General features: G+C 52.1%; 17 protein-coding genes. 9 read left to right on the plus strand and 8 right to left on the minus strand.

The genetic code is table 11. The annotated features are described in order from the left end of the window. Positions 1-8 precede the first annotated feature (8 nt). From purC to dapA, 3 genes are read right to left on the minus strand one after another with little or no spacing between them, the layout of a single operon-like run. Positions 9-722: a phosphoribosylaminoimidazolesuccinocarboxamide synthase gene (purC, locus tag IV433_RS11285; protein WP_015698209.1), complete on the minus strand. Its 714-nt coding sequence runs from the start codon at positions 720-722 to the stop codon at positions 9-11. Between the two features lie 56 nt (positions 723-778). Next, on the minus strand, positions 779-1,858 hold the full coding sequence (bamC, locus tag IV433_RS11290) for an outer membrane protein assembly factor BamC (protein ID WP_195814255.1): 1,080 nt from the start codon (positions 1,856-1,858) through the stop codon (positions 779-781). Between the two features lie 16 nt (positions 1,859-1,874). Then, positions 1,875-2,756 (minus strand): 4-hydroxy-tetrahydrodipicolinate synthase, encoded by an 882-nt coding sequence (gene dapA / locus IV433_RS11295; RefSeq protein WP_152327943.1) that lies wholly within the window; start codon positions 2,754-2,756, stop codon positions 1,875-1,877. A gap of 145 nt (positions 2,757-2,901) precedes the next feature. Here dapA and IV433_RS11300 point away from each other — a divergent pair, with 145 nt between their 5' ends. Further along, complete coding sequence (locus IV433_RS11300; RefSeq protein WP_152327942.1) at positions 2,902-3,468, plus strand: glycine cleavage system transcriptional repressor; 567 nt, start codon at positions 2,902-2,904, stop codon at positions 3,466-3,468. Positions 3,469-3,493: 25 nt separating this feature from the next. Then, positions 3,494-3,961 carry a thioredoxin-dependent thiol peroxidase gene (gene bcp / locus IV433_RS11305; protein ID WP_195814256.1) on the plus strand — a complete coding sequence of 156 codons (468 nt, stop codon included), beginning with the start codon at positions 3,494-3,496 and terminating at the stop codon, positions 3,959-3,961. Positions 3,962-4,070: 109 nt separating this feature from the next. Here bcp and IV433_RS11310 read toward each other — a convergent pair whose 3' ends face one another. Then, positions 4,071-5,135, minus strand: coding sequence for an AI-2E family transporter (locus IV433_RS11310; protein ID WP_195814257.1), 1,065 nt, complete (start codon positions 5,133-5,135; stop codon positions 4,071-4,073). A 261-nt stretch (positions 5,136-5,396) separates the two neighbouring features. Between IV433_RS11310 and bepA the strand changes: the two genes are divergently transcribed. Next, on the plus strand, positions 5,397-6,932 hold the full coding sequence (gene bepA, locus IV433_RS11315; RefSeq protein WP_195814342.1) for a beta-barrel assembly-enhancing protease: 1,536 nt from the start codon (positions 5,397-5,399) through the stop codon (positions 6,930-6,932). Between the two features lie 26 nt (positions 6,933-6,958). Continuing rightward, entirely contained in the window at positions 6,959-7,315 is a 357-nt protein-coding gene (gene arsC, locus IV433_RS11320) for an arsenate reductase (glutaredoxin) (RefSeq protein ID WP_195814258.1), read from the plus strand. 60 nt (positions 7,316-7,375) lie between these two features. Here the strand turns inward: arsC and hda are convergent, their stop codons facing one another. The 3 genes from hda to upp all read right to left on the minus strand — a co-directional run bounded on the left by hda (position 7,376) and on the right by upp (position 10,247). Continuing rightward, positions 7,376-8,083, minus strand: a complete 708-nt coding sequence (hda, locus tag IV433_RS11325) for a DnaA inactivator Hda (RefSeq protein ID WP_152328029.1) — start codon at positions 8,081-8,083, stop codon at positions 7,376-7,378. 165 nt (positions 8,084-8,248) lie between these two features. After that, on the minus strand, positions 8,249-9,541 hold the full coding sequence (gene uraA, locus IV433_RS11330; RefSeq protein WP_195814259.1) for a uracil permease: 1,293 nt from the start codon (positions 9,539-9,541) through the stop codon (positions 8,249-8,251). 79 nt (positions 9,542-9,620) lie between these two features. Next, positions 9,621-10,247, minus strand: coding sequence for a uracil phosphoribosyltransferase (gene upp / locus IV433_RS11335; protein ID WP_104922995.1), 627 nt, complete (start codon positions 10,245-10,247; stop codon positions 9,621-9,623). 232 nt (positions 10,248-10,479) lie between these two features. Here upp and purM point away from each other — a divergent pair, with 232 nt between their 5' ends. The 5 genes from purM (at position 10,480) to ppx (ending at position 16,930) form a co-directional block, all read left to right on the plus strand. Next, on the plus strand, positions 10,480-11,517 hold the full coding sequence (gene purM / locus IV433_RS11340) for a phosphoribosylformylglycinamidine cyclo-ligase (protein ID WP_104922996.1): 1,038 nt from the start codon (positions 10,480-10,482) through the stop codon (positions 11,515-11,517). 27 nt (positions 11,518-11,544) lie between these two features. Then, positions 11,545-12,183 (plus strand): phosphoribosylglycinamide formyltransferase, encoded by a 639-nt coding sequence (purN, locus tag IV433_RS11345; RefSeq protein WP_195814260.1) that lies wholly within the window; start codon positions 11,545-11,547, stop codon positions 12,181-12,183. A gap of 224 nt (positions 12,184-12,407) precedes the next feature. After that, positions 12,408-12,983, plus strand: a complete 576-nt coding sequence (gene speG / locus IV433_RS11350; RefSeq protein ID WP_120506362.1) for a spermidine N1-acetyltransferase — start codon at positions 12,408-12,410, stop codon at positions 12,981-12,983. Between the two features lie 304 nt (positions 12,984-13,287). Further along, positions 13,288-15,357, plus strand: coding sequence for a polyphosphate kinase 1 (gene ppk1 / locus IV433_RS11355; protein ID WP_152327933.1), 2,070 nt, complete (start codon positions 13,288-13,290; stop codon positions 15,355-15,357). A gap of 22 nt (positions 15,358-15,379) precedes the next feature. Then, positions 15,380-16,930, plus strand: coding sequence for an exopolyphosphatase (ppx, locus tag IV433_RS11360; protein ID WP_152327932.1), 1,551 nt, complete (start codon positions 15,380-15,382; stop codon positions 16,928-16,930). 72 nt (positions 16,931-17,002) lie between these two features. Here the strand turns inward: ppx and IV433_RS11365 are convergent, their stop codons facing one another. Continuing rightward, positions 17,003-19,234, minus strand: a complete 2,232-nt coding sequence (locus IV433_RS11365) for a sensor domain-containing phosphodiesterase (RefSeq protein WP_229893323.1) — start codon at positions 19,232-19,234, stop codon at positions 17,003-17,005. Between the last annotated feature and the right edge of the window lie 384 nt (positions 19,235-19,618).

The raw sequence follows: 19,618 nt of genomic DNA on the forward strand, positions 1-19,618 counted from the left end.
GCGTTCGCTTAATCCAGTTTTACACCGATGCGATGCGCAACTTCTTCGTACGCTTCAATCAGGCCACCGAGGCTCTGGCGGTAACGGTCTTTGTCCATCTTGTTCAGGGTTTCTTTATCCCACAGGCGGCTACCGTCCGGGGAGAATTCATCACCCAGCACCACTTCACCGTTGAACAGACCGAACTCCAGTTTGAAATCGACCAGGATCAGACCGGCATCGTCAAACAGTTTGCTCAGAACGTCGTTCGCTTTGTAGCTCAGCTCTTTCATGCGCGCGAGGTTTTCCTCGTTTACCCAGCCAAAGGTCTTGCAGTAAGACTCATTGACCATCGGGTCGTGCATTGCGTCGTTTTTCAGGAACAGATCGAACAACGGCGGGTTCAGTTCCAGACCTTCTTCAATGCCCAGACGTTTTACCAGCGAACCAGCAGCACGGTTACGGATAACGCATTCAACCGGGACCATATCCAGTTTTTTCACCAGCACTTCGGTGTCAGACAACAGGCGTTCCATTTGCGTTGGGATACCCGCTTCTTCCAGCTTAGCCATGATGAAATGGTTAAATTTGTTGTTAACCATGCCTTTACGGTCGAACTGCTCAATACGCTGACCATCCAGTGCTGACGTATCGTTACGGAACTCCAGTACCAGCAGGTCCGGGTTTTCGGTGGTGTAGACGGTTTTCGCCTTGCCGCGATACAACTCAGCTAACTTTTGCATCTTTACTTACTCCAGTGGAAAAAACAGATGTAAAAAGGGGCCGGAGCCCCTTGGTATTATTTTGCGCTGCTCTGGCTAAACGCGGCCTGCATGACCGCCACCATCGCGTCGTTTTGCGACTGGCTGAGAGCATGTCCTTTCGGATCAAGGAACTGCAAGCTACTACGGTTATCGAGGTCGCCGACCTGAATTTTGTAATCACCGGAAGTGAGGCCCGGATCTTTCGCACCCAGTGTCTGCCACGCGTCGTCGTTCAGTGGTTTGTAGGTCACGGACAATGTGCCCTGCGGACGGCTGCTGTCGGTGACTTTCATGCCGGCTTTCGCCAGGGCATTTGGCAGGCGATCCCACACTACGCCGTACGTTGAACGAACGATCAGCACCGGTAAACCGGTATCATCCGCGCCGCTCTGGACATCAATCTCACCCACACGACGGTTGTCGAGGCGTGCCTGAGTATCCTGCTGCACTTTATCCAGATTCGCCGTGATGGCGTTCATCATCTGGCTGTTATAACGCTGGATTTCAGCGGTTGTTGTGACCGCTTTATCCTGCTGTTTCAGCTCAAGCGTTTTCACGGTCAGCGCTAACTGGTAGCTCTGCTGTTTCACGCTGATCTGATAACGGCCCTGATACTGGAAGTCTTCATCCGCACGATTCCAGTTAACGAAATCAGTGGTCAGAGTCTGGTTAGCATCATCACGGTTAGCAATTTTGTAATTATTTTGCTCAACGGCTTTCACTACGCTGTTCCACAAATCGCGATTTTGCGGCGTGTTTTCCAGCAGCACGGTGCTGCTATCGCCAGAGAACTGGGTCTGAGAACCGTTCAGTAAGGCCAGAGGCTGGGACGGCGGACGAATGTCGAGTTGTTTACCGACAGCGCCCTGCATTGAACCGGCCTGAATTTCATACGTACCGTTCTGAACCGGTAAAATCATGCCCGCTGGCGCTTTCAGCTCATGCAACGCAGCGGCGTCCAGATAGGATTCATCGCCGCTGACCTGGCGCTTATAACGTTGATCGCTTGAACAAGCGGCCAGCAACATAATCAGGGAAACCCCGACCACTTTTGCTACGGCAGACTTCTGCAAATGGGTCATATGGAAACTATTCTTGTCAAATAAAGAGGCCATCAAATCTTCCTAAGAGTTACAGCAAACCGGCGCTTTTTAATGCTTCTTCCACGACCGGACGGGCAGCATCTGTTAACGGCGTCATAGGCAGACGCAGAGTATCGGTTGCCATCAAACCCAGTGCCTTACAGGCCCATTTCACCGGGATTGGGTTTGCTTCTACAAACAAATGCTGATGCAACGGCATCAGGCGCTGATTCAGGCGACGTGCTTCGGCAAAGTTACCGGAGGCCGCCAGCTCACACAGTTGAGCCATTTCACGGGCAGCTACGTTGGCAGTGACGGAAATAACGCCCTTGCCGCCGAGTTGCATAAAGTCCAGACCACTGGCGTCATCGCCGCTCAGCAGAATGAAATCTTCATCATCAACCAGCACTTGGATCTGACTAACACGACTTAAGTTCCCTGTTGCCTCTTTAACAGCAACAATATTCTTCAATTTTGCTAAACGCGCGATGGTCGGCGGCAACATATCGCAGCCGGTACGTGAAGGCACGTTATAGAGAATTTGCGGCAGAGACGTGTTTTCAGCAATCGCTTTAAAATGCTGATACAGGCCTTCCTGCGTCGGGCGGTTGTAATAGGGAGTGACCGTCAGGCAGCCAACAACGCCACTATTTTCAAAGCGTTGTGTAAGAGAAATCGCTTCGGCGGTGGCATTTGCCCCGGTCCCGGCGATAACAGGAATGCGTCCATCGGCCAGTTCCAGCGTCTGAAGAACTACGTCACCGTGCTCTTCATGGCTTAACGTTGCCGACTCACCGGTCGTGCCAACGGAAACGATCGCCGCAGTACCACTGGACACATGATAATCAATCAGTTTTTTCAGACTCGCGCGATCGACAGCACCTTTGGTGTCCATCGGCGTAACCAGTGCAACAATACTTCCCGTAAACATTGACCTTCCCCTCCACAAACAGGTCACTCATGGTACTTTTGACACCACTGCAAAAGCAAGCAAACAACGAGCGGTAAGCGCTTGTCCGGCGGTTTTTTTTATGTTTACCTTGGGAATACTCCCAAGCACGACAGGAAGACACAATTTGCCGCAGCCACAACAACATTATCTGGTTATTACCGCATTAGGTGCCGATCGTCCGGGTATCGTGAACACCATCACCCGTCAGGTCAGCAGCTGCGGCTGTAATATCGAAGACAGCCGTCTGGCGATGCTCGGCGATGAATTTACGTTTATTATGCTGCTTTCCGGCAGCTGGAATGCCATCACGCTGATTGAATCCACCCTGCCGCAAAAAGGCGCAGAACTGGAATTATTGATCGTGATGAAGCGTACCAGCGCACATGAACGCCCGCCGATGCCTGCTACGGTTTGGGTAAAAGTGGATGTCAAAGATTCCCCTCATCTGATTGAGCGTTTTACTGATTTATTCGATACACATCAGATGAATATCGCCGAACTTGCGTCAAAAACACGTCCGGCCGATGCGACCACGCCTGCGCAGTTATCTATTCAGATGACCGCGCACAGTGCCGCCAATACCGACCCGGCAATTATTGAGCAAGCGTTCCATCAGCTATGTACAGAACTGAAAGCGCAAGGCAGTATTAACGTCGTTAGTTATTCTGAGAATGAAGATAAACTGCAGTAACAGCTAAGAGATACGGAGAAAGACAATGAGCCCACTGAAAGCCGGTGACCCTGCGCCGCAATTTAGTTTGCCCGATCAAGATGGTGAACAAATTAATCTGGCCGACTTCCAGGGACAGAAAGTCCTGGTCTATTTCTACCCTAAAGCGATGACGCCGGGCTGCACCGTGCAGGCCTGTGGTCTTCGCGACAACATGGATCAGTTGAAAAGCGCAGGCGTTGAAGTGCTGGGGATCAGCACCGATAAGCCAGAAAAACTGTCACGCTTCGCAGAAAAAGAGCTGCTGAACTTCACATTGCTGTCCGATGAAGATCATCAGGTTTGCGAACAGTTTGGCGTCTGGGGTGAAAAATCCTTTATGGGAAAAACCTACGACGGCATCCATCGCATCAGCTTCCTGCTCGACGAAAATGGCAAGGTTGAGAAAGTCTTCGACGACTTCAAAACCACCAACCACCACGACATTGTGATGGCTTACCTCAACGGTAACTGAGCCAAAAGGTCACCTTCGCACCCTCACAAAGTTGGCTTGCGGTAGTGGAAAATAAAAAAGCGCAGACGCGCTTTTTTTTATTGCTGCTAAACCAAAACCCGCCGCCCTCTCAAACGGTTTCGTTCAGGGATTCATCCGGCCAGACATGAACCACGGCCTTGACCAGTGTGGCCAGCGGTATCGCGAAGAACACGCCCCAGAATCCCCACAACCCGCCGAATACCACCACCGACAGAATAATCACCAGCGGATGCAGATTTACAGCTTCCGAGAACAGCAGCGGCACGATAACGTTGCCGTCCACTCCCTGAACCACCAGATACGCCACAATCAGCGTCCAGAAATCCGCGCCAAGCCCCCACTGGAACATCGCCACAATAACGACCGGAATAGTCACCAGCATCGCACCGATGTACGGGATCAGAACCGATACGCCCACCAGGACGGCGAGTAAGAGCGAATAACGCAAGTCCATAACCCAGAACACCAGATAGGTCGCCACACCCACGATGATCATTTCCAGCACTTTTCCGCGGATATAATTGGTGATTTGCTGATTCATCTCTGCCCAGACTTGCCCGGCCAGACCGCGATCGCGCGGCAAGATACGGCGCACGGCGTTCAGCATCTGCTCTTTATCCTTGAGCAAAAAGAACACCATCATCGGCACCAGAATCAGGTAGATCGCCAGCGTCAGTAACCCGACCAGCGACGCCAGTGAATATTTCACTACGGATTCGCCCAGCCCCGACAGCTTGCTGCGCAGGTTTTCGGCCATCATATCGATGATGCCCGCATCCACCAGCGCCGGATAACGTTTAGGCAATGTGGCGGCAAAATCATAGAAACGGTTAAGCATACTCGGCAAATCGGCCAGCAAATTAACGCCCTGCTGCCACGTCACCGGCGCCACCACAAACATGCCAAGCAGTAAAATACCGGCAAATATAATCAGCACTACGCTGACCGCCAGCGTGCGCGACAGCCCGATATGTTGCAGCCGCACCGTCGGCCATTCCAGTAAATACGCCAGCACAATTGCCACTAAAAGCGGTGCCAGAATGCCGTTGAGGAAATAAAGAATACAAAAACCCGCCACCAGAATAGCCAGCAGCGCGATGGCCTGCGGGTCAGTAAAGCGGCGGCGATACCATTGCAATAACATGTCCAACATCGTGAAAACACTCCTGTAAATTTCGGGTCTGGCGGGTTTGCGCTGTTCGTTCCCTGCGCGCTCAGACACAAGTAACTATCTTCAAATTTCGTTGTCACACAACTGTAGCTGCGGAGTGTTTTAAACTCTCACGAGGATAGCTACTATAGAGACCGGCGCAAAGAAAAGCGTCACAAAATAATGGTGTGACCAACAGTTCATGGATGAAAGGCTCTTAATGCTTATCGGCATCGCGGTTAACTTATTGGGAAGCAAATGTTTATGGTAATGCGGTTGAAAAAAACGGTGATCGCCCTGTGCCTGGGCAGCCTGTTCGCTGGCACGGTCCTCCCCGCAGGAGCCGACGACAGTTCATTCTGGTCGACGCCCGTTGGTTCTTCATCCCAAAACACCCGTTCACCGTCAGCGCCCGTGTCGAGCGATCAGCTTCCCGACATCGGCACCACCGCAGGCGGGACGCTCAGTATTAATCAGGAATTGCAGATGGGCGATTTTTACGTCCGTCAGATGCGCGCCAGTACGCCGCTGATTAACGATCCGCTGCTGAATCAATACATTAACGCCCTCGGGCAACGTCTGGTCGCCCACGCATATTCCGTCCGCACGCCTTTCCATTTCTTTATCGTCAACAACGATGAGCTGAACGCCTTTGCCTTCTTCGGCGGCAACGTGGTGCTTCACTCCTCACTGTTTCGTTATACCGATAACGAAAGCCAGCTGGCTTCGGTGATGGCGCACGAAATTTCTCACGTAACGCAACGCCATCTGGCGCGTGCGATGGAAGATCAGCAGCGTAACGCGCCGCTGACCTGGGTTGGCGCGCTCGGATCGATTCTTCTGGCAATGGCCAGCCCGCAAATGGGTATGGCGGCGCTGACCGGCACGCTGGCCGGAACCGCGCAGGGGATGATCAGCTTCACGCAGGCCAACGAACAGGAAGCCGACCGCATCGGGATCCAGGTGTTGCAGCGTTCCGGCTTTGATCCGCAGGCCATGCCCGCATTCCTGCAAAAGCTTGCCGATCAGGCCAGTTATTCGACGCGTCCGCCGGAAATGCTGCTGACGCATCCGTTGCCGGACAGCCGTCTGGCCGATATCCGTAACCGCGCCAACCAGATGCCGCATCTGTTCGTCCAGTCGTCACAGGACTACGTGATGGCGAAAGTGCGTATCCTCGGGATGTACGGTTCAGAAAGCTATCCGCTTTCCGATGACTATCTGCAAAAGCTGAGCAACGGCAATGTACGCGAGCAGCTGGCGGCGAAATATGGCCACGCATTGCTGTTCTATAAAGCGAAAAAATTCGATCAGGCGCGCGCCATTCTTGAGCCGCTGCTGACGACCTATCCGGGCAACGAATGGTTGCTCGATTTGTCCACTGATAATGACATCGACAGTAAACGCGCTCCGCAGGCGATCGCCCGTTTGGAGCAGGCCGGTGCAGCGACCAGTTCCAACCCTGTTTTGCAGCTGAACCTGGCAAATGCCTATCTGGAAGGTGCGAAACCGGCCAACGCCATGAAAATCCTGAACCGTTATACGTTCAATTATCCGGGCGACCCGAACGGCTGGGATTTATTGTCTCAGGCCGCTGCCGCGCAGGGCTTACGTGCGCAGGAATTGGCCGCGCGCGCTGAAAGTATGGCGCTGGTCGGGCGTCTGGATCAGGCAATTGAAATGCTGAGTAATGCCAGTGCATTGCAAAAATTAGGCAGCCTGGAACAGGCCCGTTACGACGCACGTATTGATCAGCTCCGCCAGTTGCAGGGGCGTTTCCGTCAGTATCAGAAAGGCTGATGTCTGAATCTATCAGGGAGAAAGTTATGTCAGGTGAAGTTGCGATTTATCACAATCCGCGCTGCTCGAAGAGTCGCGAAACGTTGAAACTGCTGGAAGATGAAGGCATTACGCCGGAAGTGATCCTGTATCTGGACACGCCTCCGTCTGTCGAAACGTTGCAAGGTTTGCTGAAAAAGCTGGGATTCAGCTCTGCGCGGGAATTAATCCGCAAGGGCGAGGAAATTTATAAAACGCTGAATCTGGCCGATAAAAACCTGAGTGAAGCTCAGCTTTTGCAGGCGATGGTAGAAAACCCGAAACTGATTGAACGTCCGATTGTGATTGCCAATGGGAAAGCGCGTTTAGGGCGGCCACCGGAACAGGTGAAAGAGATTTTGTAATTCCCCGCGTCAAATTCGGGTTCGTCACACGAACCCGGATCCTCTCCGGTCAGCCCTGATTTACAGCCCCAGAATTTCTTTCACAAACGGGATCGTGAGTTTCCGCTGCGCTGTAATCGAGGCGCGATCGAGCTGGTCTAACGTCATGAACAATGTCCGCATTTCGCGATCCAGACGTTTTAACAGGAAACGGCCCACATCCTCCGGCAATTCAAACCCGCGCAGTTTGGCGCGCAGCTGTAATGCCTGAAGTTTTTCATCATCGGAAAGCGGCTGGAGTTTGTAGATTTGCCCCCAGTCTAGACGGGAAGCGAGATCCGGCAGGCTGAGATTTAGCTGGCGCGGAGGACGGTCGCCGGTAATAAACAGGCGCGTACGACCGGTTTCGAGAATGCGGTTATAGAGATGGAAAACGGCCGCTTCCCATTCATCATCTCCGGCAATCCCTTCGATATTATCAATGCAAACCAGCGCCAGATGCTCCATGCCGTCCAGCACTTCAGGGACGAAATAAGCGCGCTTGTCTAAAGGCACGTAACCCACGGCTTCACCGCGTTGCGATAATTCGGCGCAGGCAGCGTGTAAAAGATGGCTGCGGCCACCGCCTTCGCGGGACCAAAAATAGATATACGTGCCGTGTTCCTGATGCAATGCGGTCTGAATCGCAGAAAGCAGAGAAGAGTTTTCCCCCGGATGAAAACTGGCAAAAGTCTCATCATCGGGCAGATAAAGTGGCAGGGAAAGCTGTGCCGGCGTATTCAGAAGCACCTCAACCAAAGCGGTATGAAGACCGCAGATGTTGTCACGTCAATAAAAGGAACTGCCGAATTCTAGCAAGGATCCGCGGTGAAATGAACTGTGCCCGGTGCAACCGCTTGCGATCCGAGCACCTGACCGGTTGCCCGCTGGCAAACCGGTCAGGAATGATCACTCTCAGACTGGCGGATTTTCCCGCTCGTCTTCGATATCAATGATCTGTTCTTCGCCGCGGAAAATCTCGATCACTTTGAACAACAGGCTCAGGAAGATACCGACAATCGTGGCCAGCGCCATGCCTTTGAGCTCCGCCGCACCGATGTGGATCTTCGCGCCGCTGACGCCGATGATCAGGATCACCGCAGTCAGGATCAGGTTCTGCGCTTTGTTGTAATCCACTTTAGATTCAATCAGCACGCGGATACCGGACGCGCCAATCACGCCATATAACAGCAGGGAAACGCCGCCCATCACCGGAACCGGAACGGCCTGAATCGCCGCTGCCAGTTTCCCGATACACGAAAGCAGGATTGCCAGAATCGCCGCGCCGCCGATAACCCAGGTGCTGTAAACCTTGGTGATCGCCATCACGCCAATGTTTTCGCCGTACGTGGTATTGGGGGTAGAACCGAAGAAACCGGACAATACGGTAGAGAGGCCGTTTGCCAGCATCGAACGGTGCAGGCCCGGATCACGCAGCAAATCTTTCTTCACGATGTTCGCCGTCACGACTAAATGCCCGACGTGCTCGGCAATAACCACCAGTGCCGCAGGCAAAATGGTCAGGATCGCCACCCATTCGAAACGCGGTGTGTAGAAAGTTGGCAGAGCAAACCAGTGCGCGTTTGCAATCGCAGAAACATCCACGACACCCATAAAGAAGGACAGCGCATAACCCACCAGCACGCCAATCAGAATCGGGATAATGGCCAGGAATCCACGGAACAGTACGGAGCCCAGAATAGTCACCGACAGTGTCACCAGAGAGATGATGATCGTCTTGGAATCCACCGGCACGCCGTCAGCCGGCAGCAAACCGGCCATATTAGCAGCCACACCGGCCAGCTCCAGCCCGATGACGGCAACGATTGCGCCCATCGCCGCAGGCGGGAACATCACGTTAATCCAGCCAATCCCGGCTTTCTTAACTATCAGCGCCACCAGGCAGAACAGCACACCACAGGCAATAAATCCGCCCAGCGCCACTTCATACCCCATCGGTAACAGCAACAGCACCGGTGAAATGAACGCGAAACTTGAACCCAGATACGCCGGTATTTTCCCTTTACAGACAAATAAATACAGCAAAGTCCCTATGCCATTGAACAGCAGCACCGTTGCCGGGTTAATTTTGAACAGAATGGGAACCAGAACGGTGGCACCAAACATGGCAAACAGATGCTGGAAACTCAGGGGGATTGTCTGCAGTAAAGGCGGACGCTCGCTTACCCCGATGACACGACGGGTCATAAATTGATCCTCTGTGAATGATGACGAGTAAAAAAAAATCAAAAAAAAGCCGACTTCTCAGTCGGCTATTGCTTGCTGCTTATTTGGTACCAAATATCTTGTCGCCCGCATCGCCGAGCCCCGGCATGATGTAGCCTTTCTCGTTGAGCCCCTGATCTACCGAGGCGGTGTACAGCTCGACGTCCGGATGCGCAGCTTCGAGAGCGGCGATCCCTTCCGGTGCCGCTACCAGCACCAGAACTTTAATGCTCTGGCAGCCCGCTTTTTTCAGCAGGTCGATGGTGGCGATCATGGAACCGCCGGTTGCCAGCATCGGGTCAACCACCAGCGCCAGACGTTCTTCGATGTTAGAAACCAGCTTCTGGAAATACGGCACAGGCTTCAGGGTTTCTTCATCACGGTACACACCTACCACGCTTATACGTGCGCTCGGGACGTGTTCCAGTACGCCTTCCATCATGCCCAGACCGGCACGCAGAATTGGCACAACGGTAATTTTCTTGCCCTTGATCTGGTCAATTTCAACCGGACCGCACCAGCCTTCGATAGTCACTTTTTCAGTTTCTAAATCGGCAGTCGCTTCATACGTCAGAAGACTACCCACCTCAGAAGCCAGTTCGCGAAAACGTTTCGTGCTGATGTCGTTTTCACGCATCAGGCCCAGCTTGTGTTTCACCAGCGGGTGTTTCACCTCGACGATCTTCATTGTTTATTCTCCTAAGGTGGTTGGGCTGCAAAAAAAAATCGCGAGATTATAACGCCATTTTTTTTGAACGCCACTGCCAATTGCCTGATCTGGATCATCAGGAACCCGGTTAGAGTATAGACAGCCTGAAAACATCATCCGAATAAGGCGCTCGCAAACGTTTGCTTCCACTGTTAGAATTGCCCCGCATTATTTTTCAACCACCAACCCAAACCGCCGTGGGGACTTCGCAGTGACCGACAAAACCTCTCTCAGCTATAAAGACGCAGGCGTAGATATCGATGCCGGTAACGCATTGGTAGACCGCATTAAAGGTGTAGTAAAACAGACCCGTCGCCCGGAAGTTATGGGTGGATTGGGCGGTTTTGGTGCTCTCTGCGCGCTGCCGCAAAAATACCGCGAACCCGTGCTGGTTTCAGGTACCGACGGCGTTGGCACCAAGCTGCGTCTGGCAATGGATTTAAAACGCCACGATACCATCGGTATCGACCTGGTCGCGATGTGCGTCAACGATTTGATCGTTCAGGGCGCTGAACCGCTGTTCTTCCTCGATTACTACGCCACCGGCAAACTGGACGTTGATACCGCCGCCAGCGTGATCACCGGTATTGCAGAAGGCTGTAAACAGTCTGGCTGTGCGTTAGTGGGCGGCGAAACCGCCGAAATGCCGGGGATGTACCACGGCGAAGATTACGACGTCGCGGGCTTCTGCGTCGGCGTGGTGGAAAAATCAGAAATTATCGACGGCAGCAAAGTGGCTGACGGCGACGTGTTGATCGGCCTGGCCGCCAGTGGCCCGCATTCCAACGGCTACTCACTGGTGCGCAAAATTCTGGAAGTCAGCAAAACCAATCCGGAAACCACCGATCTGGCAGGCAAATCGCTGGCCGACCATCTGCTGGCACCGACCAAAATTTACGTGAAATCGATCCTGAATCTGATCGAAAACGTCGAGGTGCACGGTATCGTCCACCTGACCGGCGGCGGCTTCTGGGAAAATATTCCGCGCGTTCTGCCGGAAAATACTCAGGTCATCATTGATGAATCAAGCTGGCAGTGGCCGGACGTCTTTACCTGGCTGCAAACCGCCGGTAACGTCAGCCGTCACGAAATGTACCGTACCTTCAACTGTGGCGTTGGCATGCTGGTTGCACTTCCGGCTGAGCTGGCTGAACAGGCGATTGCTTTACTGAACGATAATGGCGAAAAAGCGTGGAAAATTGGCTACATTAAAGCCTCTGACTCCGCTGAACGTGTTGTCATCCAGTAATTCAACTCACTGAAGACAGGTATAGAAATGAAAAGGATTGTGGTTCTGGTATCGGGCGAGGGAAGCAATTTACAGGCCCTGATCGATGCCTGCCAGCAGGGAAGAATCAACGCAGAAATCTGCGCTGTTTTCAGTAACAAATCCGCCGCTTACGGGCTTGAAAGAGCCCGTTCCGCGAACATCCCGGCGCATGCGCTGGATGTCAAAGCCTACGAAGATCGCGCTGCGTTTGATGTCGCACTGGCCGATGCCATCGACACGTTCCGGCCCGATCTGGTAGTACTTGCCGGGTATATGCGTATCCTCACCGCAGAATTCGTTCAGCGCTTTGCCGGACGGATGATCAACATCCACCCTTCCCTGTTACCGAAATATCCGGGTCTTCACACTCACCGCCAGGCGATTGAAAATCAGGATACCGAGCACGGCACGTCGGTGCATTTTGTCACTGAGCAGCTCGATGGCGGCCCTGTCATATTGCAGGCGAAAGTCCCGGTGTTTACTGAAGACACAGAAGAAGAGCTGGTGGCGCGTGTGCAAACACAGGAACACAGCATTTATCCGCTGGTGGTCAGCTGGTTTGTTGAAGGACGTTTGTCCCTGCAAAATGGTCAGGCGTTACTGGATAACAATCCACTGCCTGAGCAGGGTTACGCGGCGGATTAATCTGCTTAAACGCGATGATTTCACTATAAACCGGCCCCGTGCCGGTTTTTTATTTTCTGTCATTTGACACTTGTTTACATTTCACCCGATATAATGCCCATCCCGGCGCACGTTTAAACGTCGTTTGTGCGCCGACCTTCATCTGAAACACGGTTGTTTCAGATCTCATATTCACGAAGGTTACCTCAGGTAAAACGGCTTTTTGATTTTTTGAGGAACACCCCATGTTTAGCAATAACAGCGTCAGATTACGTCCACTGGAAAAGGATGACCTGTCGTTTGTTCACCGTCTTGATAATAACGCCAGCATCATGCGTTACTGGTTTGAAGAGCCTTACGAGGCGTTCGTCGAACTGACAGATCTCTATCACAAACATATTCATGACCAAAGCGAGCGTCGCTTTATTATTGAATTCCAGGGCGGACCGGTCGGATTAGTCGAACTGGTCGAAATTAATCATATTCACCGCCGCGCAGAATTTCAGATAATCATCGACCCGCAGCATCAGGGCAAAGGCTTTGCCGGTGATGCCGTCCGTCTGGCCATGGATTATGCCTTCTCCGTTCTGAACCTCTATAAGCTGTATTTAATCGTCGACAAAGAAAATAAAAAGGCGATTCACATTTACAGCAAACTCGGATTTGAACTGGAAGGCGAACTGAAGCAGGAATTCTTTGTGAACGGCGAATATCGCAGCGCCATCCGCATGTGTATTTTCCAGCCGCAGTTCCTGGCGAAATACAAAACCAAGCCTGTTCAGGTCAAACCTGAATCACTTATTGGTGCCAGCGCTGTCTGATTTCGTATAAAACCCTTACCGGTGAGGGCGACAATGCCTTCACCGGCAAGACTTTTCCCGCTTTTTATCCGCATTTATTCCCCCTGCAAAAACTCTCCTGAATTCATCCCCTGTAGTGTTGGACTTTCCTGTCAATCTTTCGCAATATTGGTAGTAGACACTAGGCCCTCTCACAAAAGGCTTCCTGTTGCGCCCGGCTTTTAAACAGACGGGTAACATGAAGATCACGTTGAGCTAAATTGCGGTGTTTTCAGGCAAATTTGCCTGTATGGGCCAGGTTGTAAGCCAAATGAACGGAGTGAAAATGGGTCAGGAAAAGCTTTATATCGAGAAAGAACTAAGCTGGCTGTCCTTCAATGAGCGCGTGTTGCAGGAAGCGGCAGACAAAAGTAATCCCCTGATCGAAAGGATGCGTTTTTTAGGGATTTATTCCAATAACCTGGATGAGTTTTATAAAGTCCGCTTTGCTGATTTAAAACGGCGGATCCTCATCAGCGAGGAGCAGGGTTTTCTTGGCGCGTCCCGTCATTTGCTGAAAAAAATTCAGGCAAAAGTGCTTCGTATCGATCAGGAATTCGACAGTCTCTACAACGATTTACTGCTGGAAATGGCACGTAATCAAATTTTCCTGATTAACGAGCGTCAGGTGTCGGAAAACCAGCAAGCCTGGTTGCGTCAGTATTTCAAACATCAGCTGCGCCAGCACATTACGCCAATCCTCATTAATCACGACACCAATCTGGTGCAGTTCCTCAAAGACGATTACACCTATCTGGCGGTAGAAATTATCCGCGGCGAAGAGATTCATTACGCCCTGCTGGAGATCCCGTCCGACAAAGTTCCGCGTTTCGTCAACCTGCCGCCGGAAGCGCCACGTCGCCGCAAGCCGATGATCCTGCTCGATAACATTCTGCGTTATTGCCTCGACGACATTTTCAAAGGCTTCTTTGATTACGATGCGCTGAATGCCTATTCGATGAAAATGACCCGTGACGCCGAATACGATCTGGTTACGGAAATGGAATCCAGCCTGCTGGAACTCATGTCATCGAGCCTGAAACAGCGTCTGACCGCCGAGCCGGTGCGTTTTGTCTATCAGCGCGACATGCCGGATGAAATGGTGGAATTGCTGCGCGGCAAGCTCGGGATTTCCAACTACGATTCTGTGATCGCCGGTGGCCGTTACCACAATTTCAAAGATTTCATTGGCTTCCCGAATGTCGGCAAAGCCAATCTGGTCAACCGCCCTCTGCCACGCCTGCGTCATTTGTGGTTCGATAAATTCCGTAACGGTTTTGCCGCTATTCGTGAACAGGACGTGTTGCTGTATTACCCGTACCACACGTTTGAGCACGTTCTCGAACTGTTGCGCCAGGCATCGTTTGATCCGAACGTTTTGTCGATAAAAATCAACATTTACCGCGTGGCGAAAGACTCACGCATTATTGAATCGATGATCCACGCCGCGCATAACGGCAAGAAAGTGACGGTCGTTGTTGAATTGCAGGCGCGTTTTGATGAAGAAGCTAACATTCACTGGGCGAAACGTCTGACGGAAGCCGGTGTACACGTTATTTTCTCTGCGCCGGGTTTGAAAATTCACGCAAAACTCTTTCTTATCTCGCGCCGCGAAGGCGATGAAATTGTCCGCTATGCTCATATTGGGACCGGTAACTTTAACGAGAAAACCGCGCGGCTTTATACCGACTATTCGCTGCTGACCGCCGATGCGCGTATCACCAATGAAGTCCGCCGCGTCTTCAACTTTATTGAAAACCCTTACCGCCCGGTTTCTTTCGAACATCTGATGGTGTCGCCGCAAAACTCGCGCGACATGCTTTACCGCCTGATCGACAAAGAGATCGCCAACGTACAGGCTGGCGGAACCGGCGGCATTACATTGAAGATCAACAATCTGGTGGACAAAGGGCTGATTGATCGTCTGTACGTCGCGTCGAATGTGGGCGTCAAAATCCGCCTGCTGATCCGCGGCATGTGTTCACTGGTGCCCAACTTACCCGGCTTCAGCGAAAACATTCAGGTCACCAGTATCATCGACCGCTATCTTGAACACGATCGCGTTTATGTCTTTGAAAATGGCGGCGATACCAAAGTCTTCCTGTCTTCCGCTGACTGGATGACCCGAAATATCGATTACCGCATTGAAGTGGCTGTCGCCCTGCTCGATCCGCGCCTGAAACAGCGCGTTCTGGACATTCTCGAACTCCTGTTCAGCGACACGGTAAAAGCCAGAGTGATTGATAAAGAACTGAGCAACCGGTATGTTCCACGCGGAAATCGTCGCAAAGTGCGCGCACAACTGGCGATTTACGAATATCTCAAAGATCTGGAACAACAAAGTCAGCAAGCCTGAACCCCTGGAGCGTTACACAACTATGCCCCTTAAAAGCAGCAGCCCATTGAATGCCAAGCCACAGGAAATTGCTGCGATCGACCTCGGATCGAACAGTTTCCATATGGTGATCGCCCGCGTCGTTAACGGCGCATTGCAGGTGCTGGGACGCCTGAAACAGCGCGTTCACCTGGCCGATGGTCTCAACAATAAAAATGTGCTCAGTGAAGAAGCCATTCAACGCGGGCTGGATTGCCTGGCTTTATTCGCTGAACGCCTGCAGGGTTTTCCGGAAAATAACGTCACTATCGTTGGAACCCATACGCTGCGTCAGGCGGTGAATGCTGAGGAATTCCTTAAGCGCGCCGCCGAAGTGATTCCGTATCCGATAGAAATTATTTCCGGTCAGGAAGAAGCACGTCTGATTTTTATGGGCGTTGAACACACGCAGCCGGAAAAAGGCCGCAAGCTGGTGGTCGACATTGGCGGCGGTTCGACTGAACTGGTCATCGGCGAAGATTTCGAGCCATTACTGGCCGAAAGCCGCCGCATGGGCTGCGTCAGTTTTGCGCAGATGTTTTTCCCCGACGGTGAAATCAGCCGCAGCAATTTCAAACGCGCACAACTCGCCGCCGCACAGAAACTCGAAACGCTGGCGTGGCAGTATCGTCTGCAAGGCTGGCAGTATGCGCTGGGCGCCTCAGGCAGTATCAAAGCCGCCCATGAAGTGCTGGTCGAAATGGGTGAAAAAGACGGCCTGATTACCCCTGAACGGCTGGAAATGCTGACCGAAGCGGTGCTGAACTTTAAGAATTTCAGTGCGCTGGAGTTGCCGGGCTTATCAGAAGATCGTCAGTCGGTATTCGTTCCCGGCCTGGCGATTCTGCGCGGCGTATTCGATGCGCTGGCGGTGAAAGAATTACGCCTTTCCGACGGCGCGCTGCGTGAAGGCGTGTTGTATGAAATGGAAGGCCGGTTCCGTCATCAGGATATCCGCACCCGCACGGCGAAAAGCCTGGCCGAGCATTACAATATCGACCGGGAACAGGCGCGCCGCGTGCTTGAAACAACCGAACAGTTGTATGCCCAATGGCTGGCGCAAAATACCAAACTGGTGCAGCCGCAGCTCGAATCTCTGCTGAAATTTAGCGCCATGCTGCATGAAGTCGGCCTGAGCATCAATCACACCGGCATGCACAAGCATTCTTCATATATCCTGCAAAATACCAACTTGCCGGGCTTTAATCAGGAACAGCAAACGCTGCTGGCGACGCTGGTGCGTTTCCACCGCAAAGCCATCAAGCTGGAAGAACTGCCGCGCCTGAATTTGTTCAAGAAGAAGCATTACATTCCGCTGATTCAGCTCCTGCGTCTGGGCGCGTTGCTCAACAACCAGCGCCAGTCGACAACCACGCCGGAATCCCTGCGGTTATCGACCGATGATAATCACTGGACGCTGCGTTTCCCGGCCGGATATCTGGCCCAGAACAACCTGGTCCAGCTCGATTTCGAACGCGAACAAAGCTACTGGAACGATGTCACGGGCTGGAAACTGATGCTCGAAGAAGAAGACGCTGAGCCTTCTGACAAATAAATCCACACAATAAAAAAAGCCCTCTGGCATTTTGTGCTCAGAGGGCTTTTTACTTTTCAGCGTTCTGATAAATCAGTTTTTTTGAAATTCCAGCAGTGAGGCCAGCGGCTGAGGCTTGCCCACCAGATATCCCTGCATATAATCCACGCCCAGTGCGTGAAGTGCCGCTTTCTGCTCTTCGGTTTCCACGTACTCCGCCACAATCGACAGATGTTTCATGCGCGCCACCTGACAAATTGACTGCACGATGTAACCGTCCAGCGGATCAGTCAGCATGTTGCGCACAAAACTGCCGTCAATCTTCAGAATATCGGCCTGAATCGCCTTGAGGCGGCCATAACTGGCGTAACCGGTGCCGAAGTCGTCAATCGCAATCCGGCAGCCATAAGAGCGCAGTTCACGCATCGCATAATCCGCATACTTCATGTTTTGAAGTAAATGCGATTCCGTAACTTCTAAAACGATCTGGAACGGTTCGATCTCAAATTCCAGCATCAGCGTTTTAAAATCGCGGGTAAACGTCGGGCGGCACAGCGTGGATGGCGTAAAGTTCACGGCAAAACGCAGGCTGGGAAGACGCACGCGGTTCTGATGAATAAACATCAGCGTATGCCGCAGAACCCACATATCCATCTGATAAGAAAGACCAAACTCATGCACCACCGGCAGGAATTTATCCGGCGTCACCAGTGATTCCTGTTCGCCATCAAACAGGCGCAGCAGAATCTCATGATAACTGTCGCCGCGCACGCCCAGTATCGGCTGCGCCATCAGCACAAAGCGGTCATCATCAAGGGCACGCTGGATTTTATGCAGCATCTCGACTTTCTCTTTGATCTCCAGCTGAACCTGACTGTGGTCGCTTTTATTGGATTCCGGCTGCCCAGTGGTCAGGGAAACCTCCGCAATACCACTGAGTTCGCCGAGCAAAATCGGCAAATGCTCAACCGGCGAATAGACCGTGCAGTAGGATAAACCGATGTTCGGATGCAGCGGGAGCCCGTTCCAGATCAGCCGGAAATCTTCCAGATAATCATGTAAATACTGAAGCTTTTTATCAGCATCTTCGCAGTTTAACCGCAGAACCAAATCATATCCCGGCAGATGATAAACCCGCTCACCGTCCTGCAAATAAGGATTCAGCCCCAGCGCCAGCTGCTGTTTAAACTGGATACGCAGCTGCATGCCGTAGTTGCGGCTCAGCACGTCCATGTCAGAAACGCGGATGAAGCACAACATTGAGCGCGGATGACGAGCCAAATCGCGGTTAAACGCGCGCAGGTTGGGCAGGCCAAAGACCGGATCCTGCAACGCCGCAGCGCTGAATTTTTTCATCAGCAGACGCTGACGGGAAGAAAGCACCGACATGAGCAACAGCGTCACGGTATAAACCAGCATCAGCGCAGAAACAAAGACCAGATTATGTGTAAACCCGTGTTCAGAGATAAATCCCTGATAGTTATTGAATAAGACGGTAAGCGTAACCGTCCAGACGATGCTGATGAAGTAATAACCATAACGCAGTGCCCCGAACAGCAGCACCGGGAACAGCAGCGTCAGCGTGTAGTCGCTGAGCAAAATCTTGGTAAACGGCTCGCTGAGACCCGGTATGCACAGCAGCGTCACCATGAAGGTCAGCACAACAAACCACAGCAGCACTTCGAGACGTTTCACGCCCGGCGCACGCTGTTTTCTCAGCATCATGCGCAGCACGCGGAAATAACGCGGCTGACGGATCAGGCGGATAACCAGATAAATAACGTGCGAGTTAAGCAAGATCCCCAGAATCATTGCCTGCAAATTGACCAGCGTTCTGAGGGTGACAAATTCTGCGGTCGCCATGCCCAGATAACCGGGTAAAAGCCCGCTTTCCACGACAATCTGCAAGACGATCATAAAAAAGAACGTCAGGAAAATCAGCAGCCAGCCGACACGGGCTTTTGCCAGCGTCATCAATCCCAACGGTGCCGACCAGCGGTTCCCGGCCTGCCAGCGATAACCCAGCCACGCGAGAAACAGTGACGTGAAATAAATCACCGTCATCAGCACACTCATGTCGAAGCCGACCCGCAGGTAATAACGCAGGAAAAGCGTGAGGACAATGCCCGGGAAAGCCGCCCAGTCAAATACCATCAATAAGGCAACGCACGTTGCCAGCGGCATGTAGATCAGATACGTCCGGCCTTCCGGCAGCATAATGATCGGCGAAAGCCATGACGTCACTGGGATCAACACCAGCGCGCAAATAACAGGAAGTCCCCACCATTTGTGGCGCAGGTCATGCCAGGAGAAATTTTTACGCATCAAGTCCATCTACGTTTGCGCATGAGTTTCATGCAGCGGTGAGTGATTTAGCATCTGACAGGCAGCAGACAGGCAGTCCGGCTGTAATGTCGACGGCTCCGCTCTCATGTTTCGTTGTAAAATGTCATTTCACAGAAAAGTGAAGAAGAAAATAGAATACAGCGGACGAAAGCCATGTCGCAGATATTTAAAAATATGGCTGGATTCTAATGCGACTTATCTTAAATCTTTTGATGCAGATCATTAAACAGAATCTTTACGATTTTCACTAAAAATCATCTAAAACAAATTAATCACGCGATGAATAAGATGAAAAATCTTATTTGAATTAGCACTATGAAAAAATGAGGAAAATTGGCCGCGATACTCTGTCTCCGGCACGAT

This window comes from Rahnella laticis (genome assembly GCF_015644585.1).
In the GTDB taxonomy this organism is placed as follows: Bacteria; Pseudomonadota; Gammaproteobacteria; order Enterobacterales; family Enterobacteriaceae; genus Rahnella; species Rahnella laticis.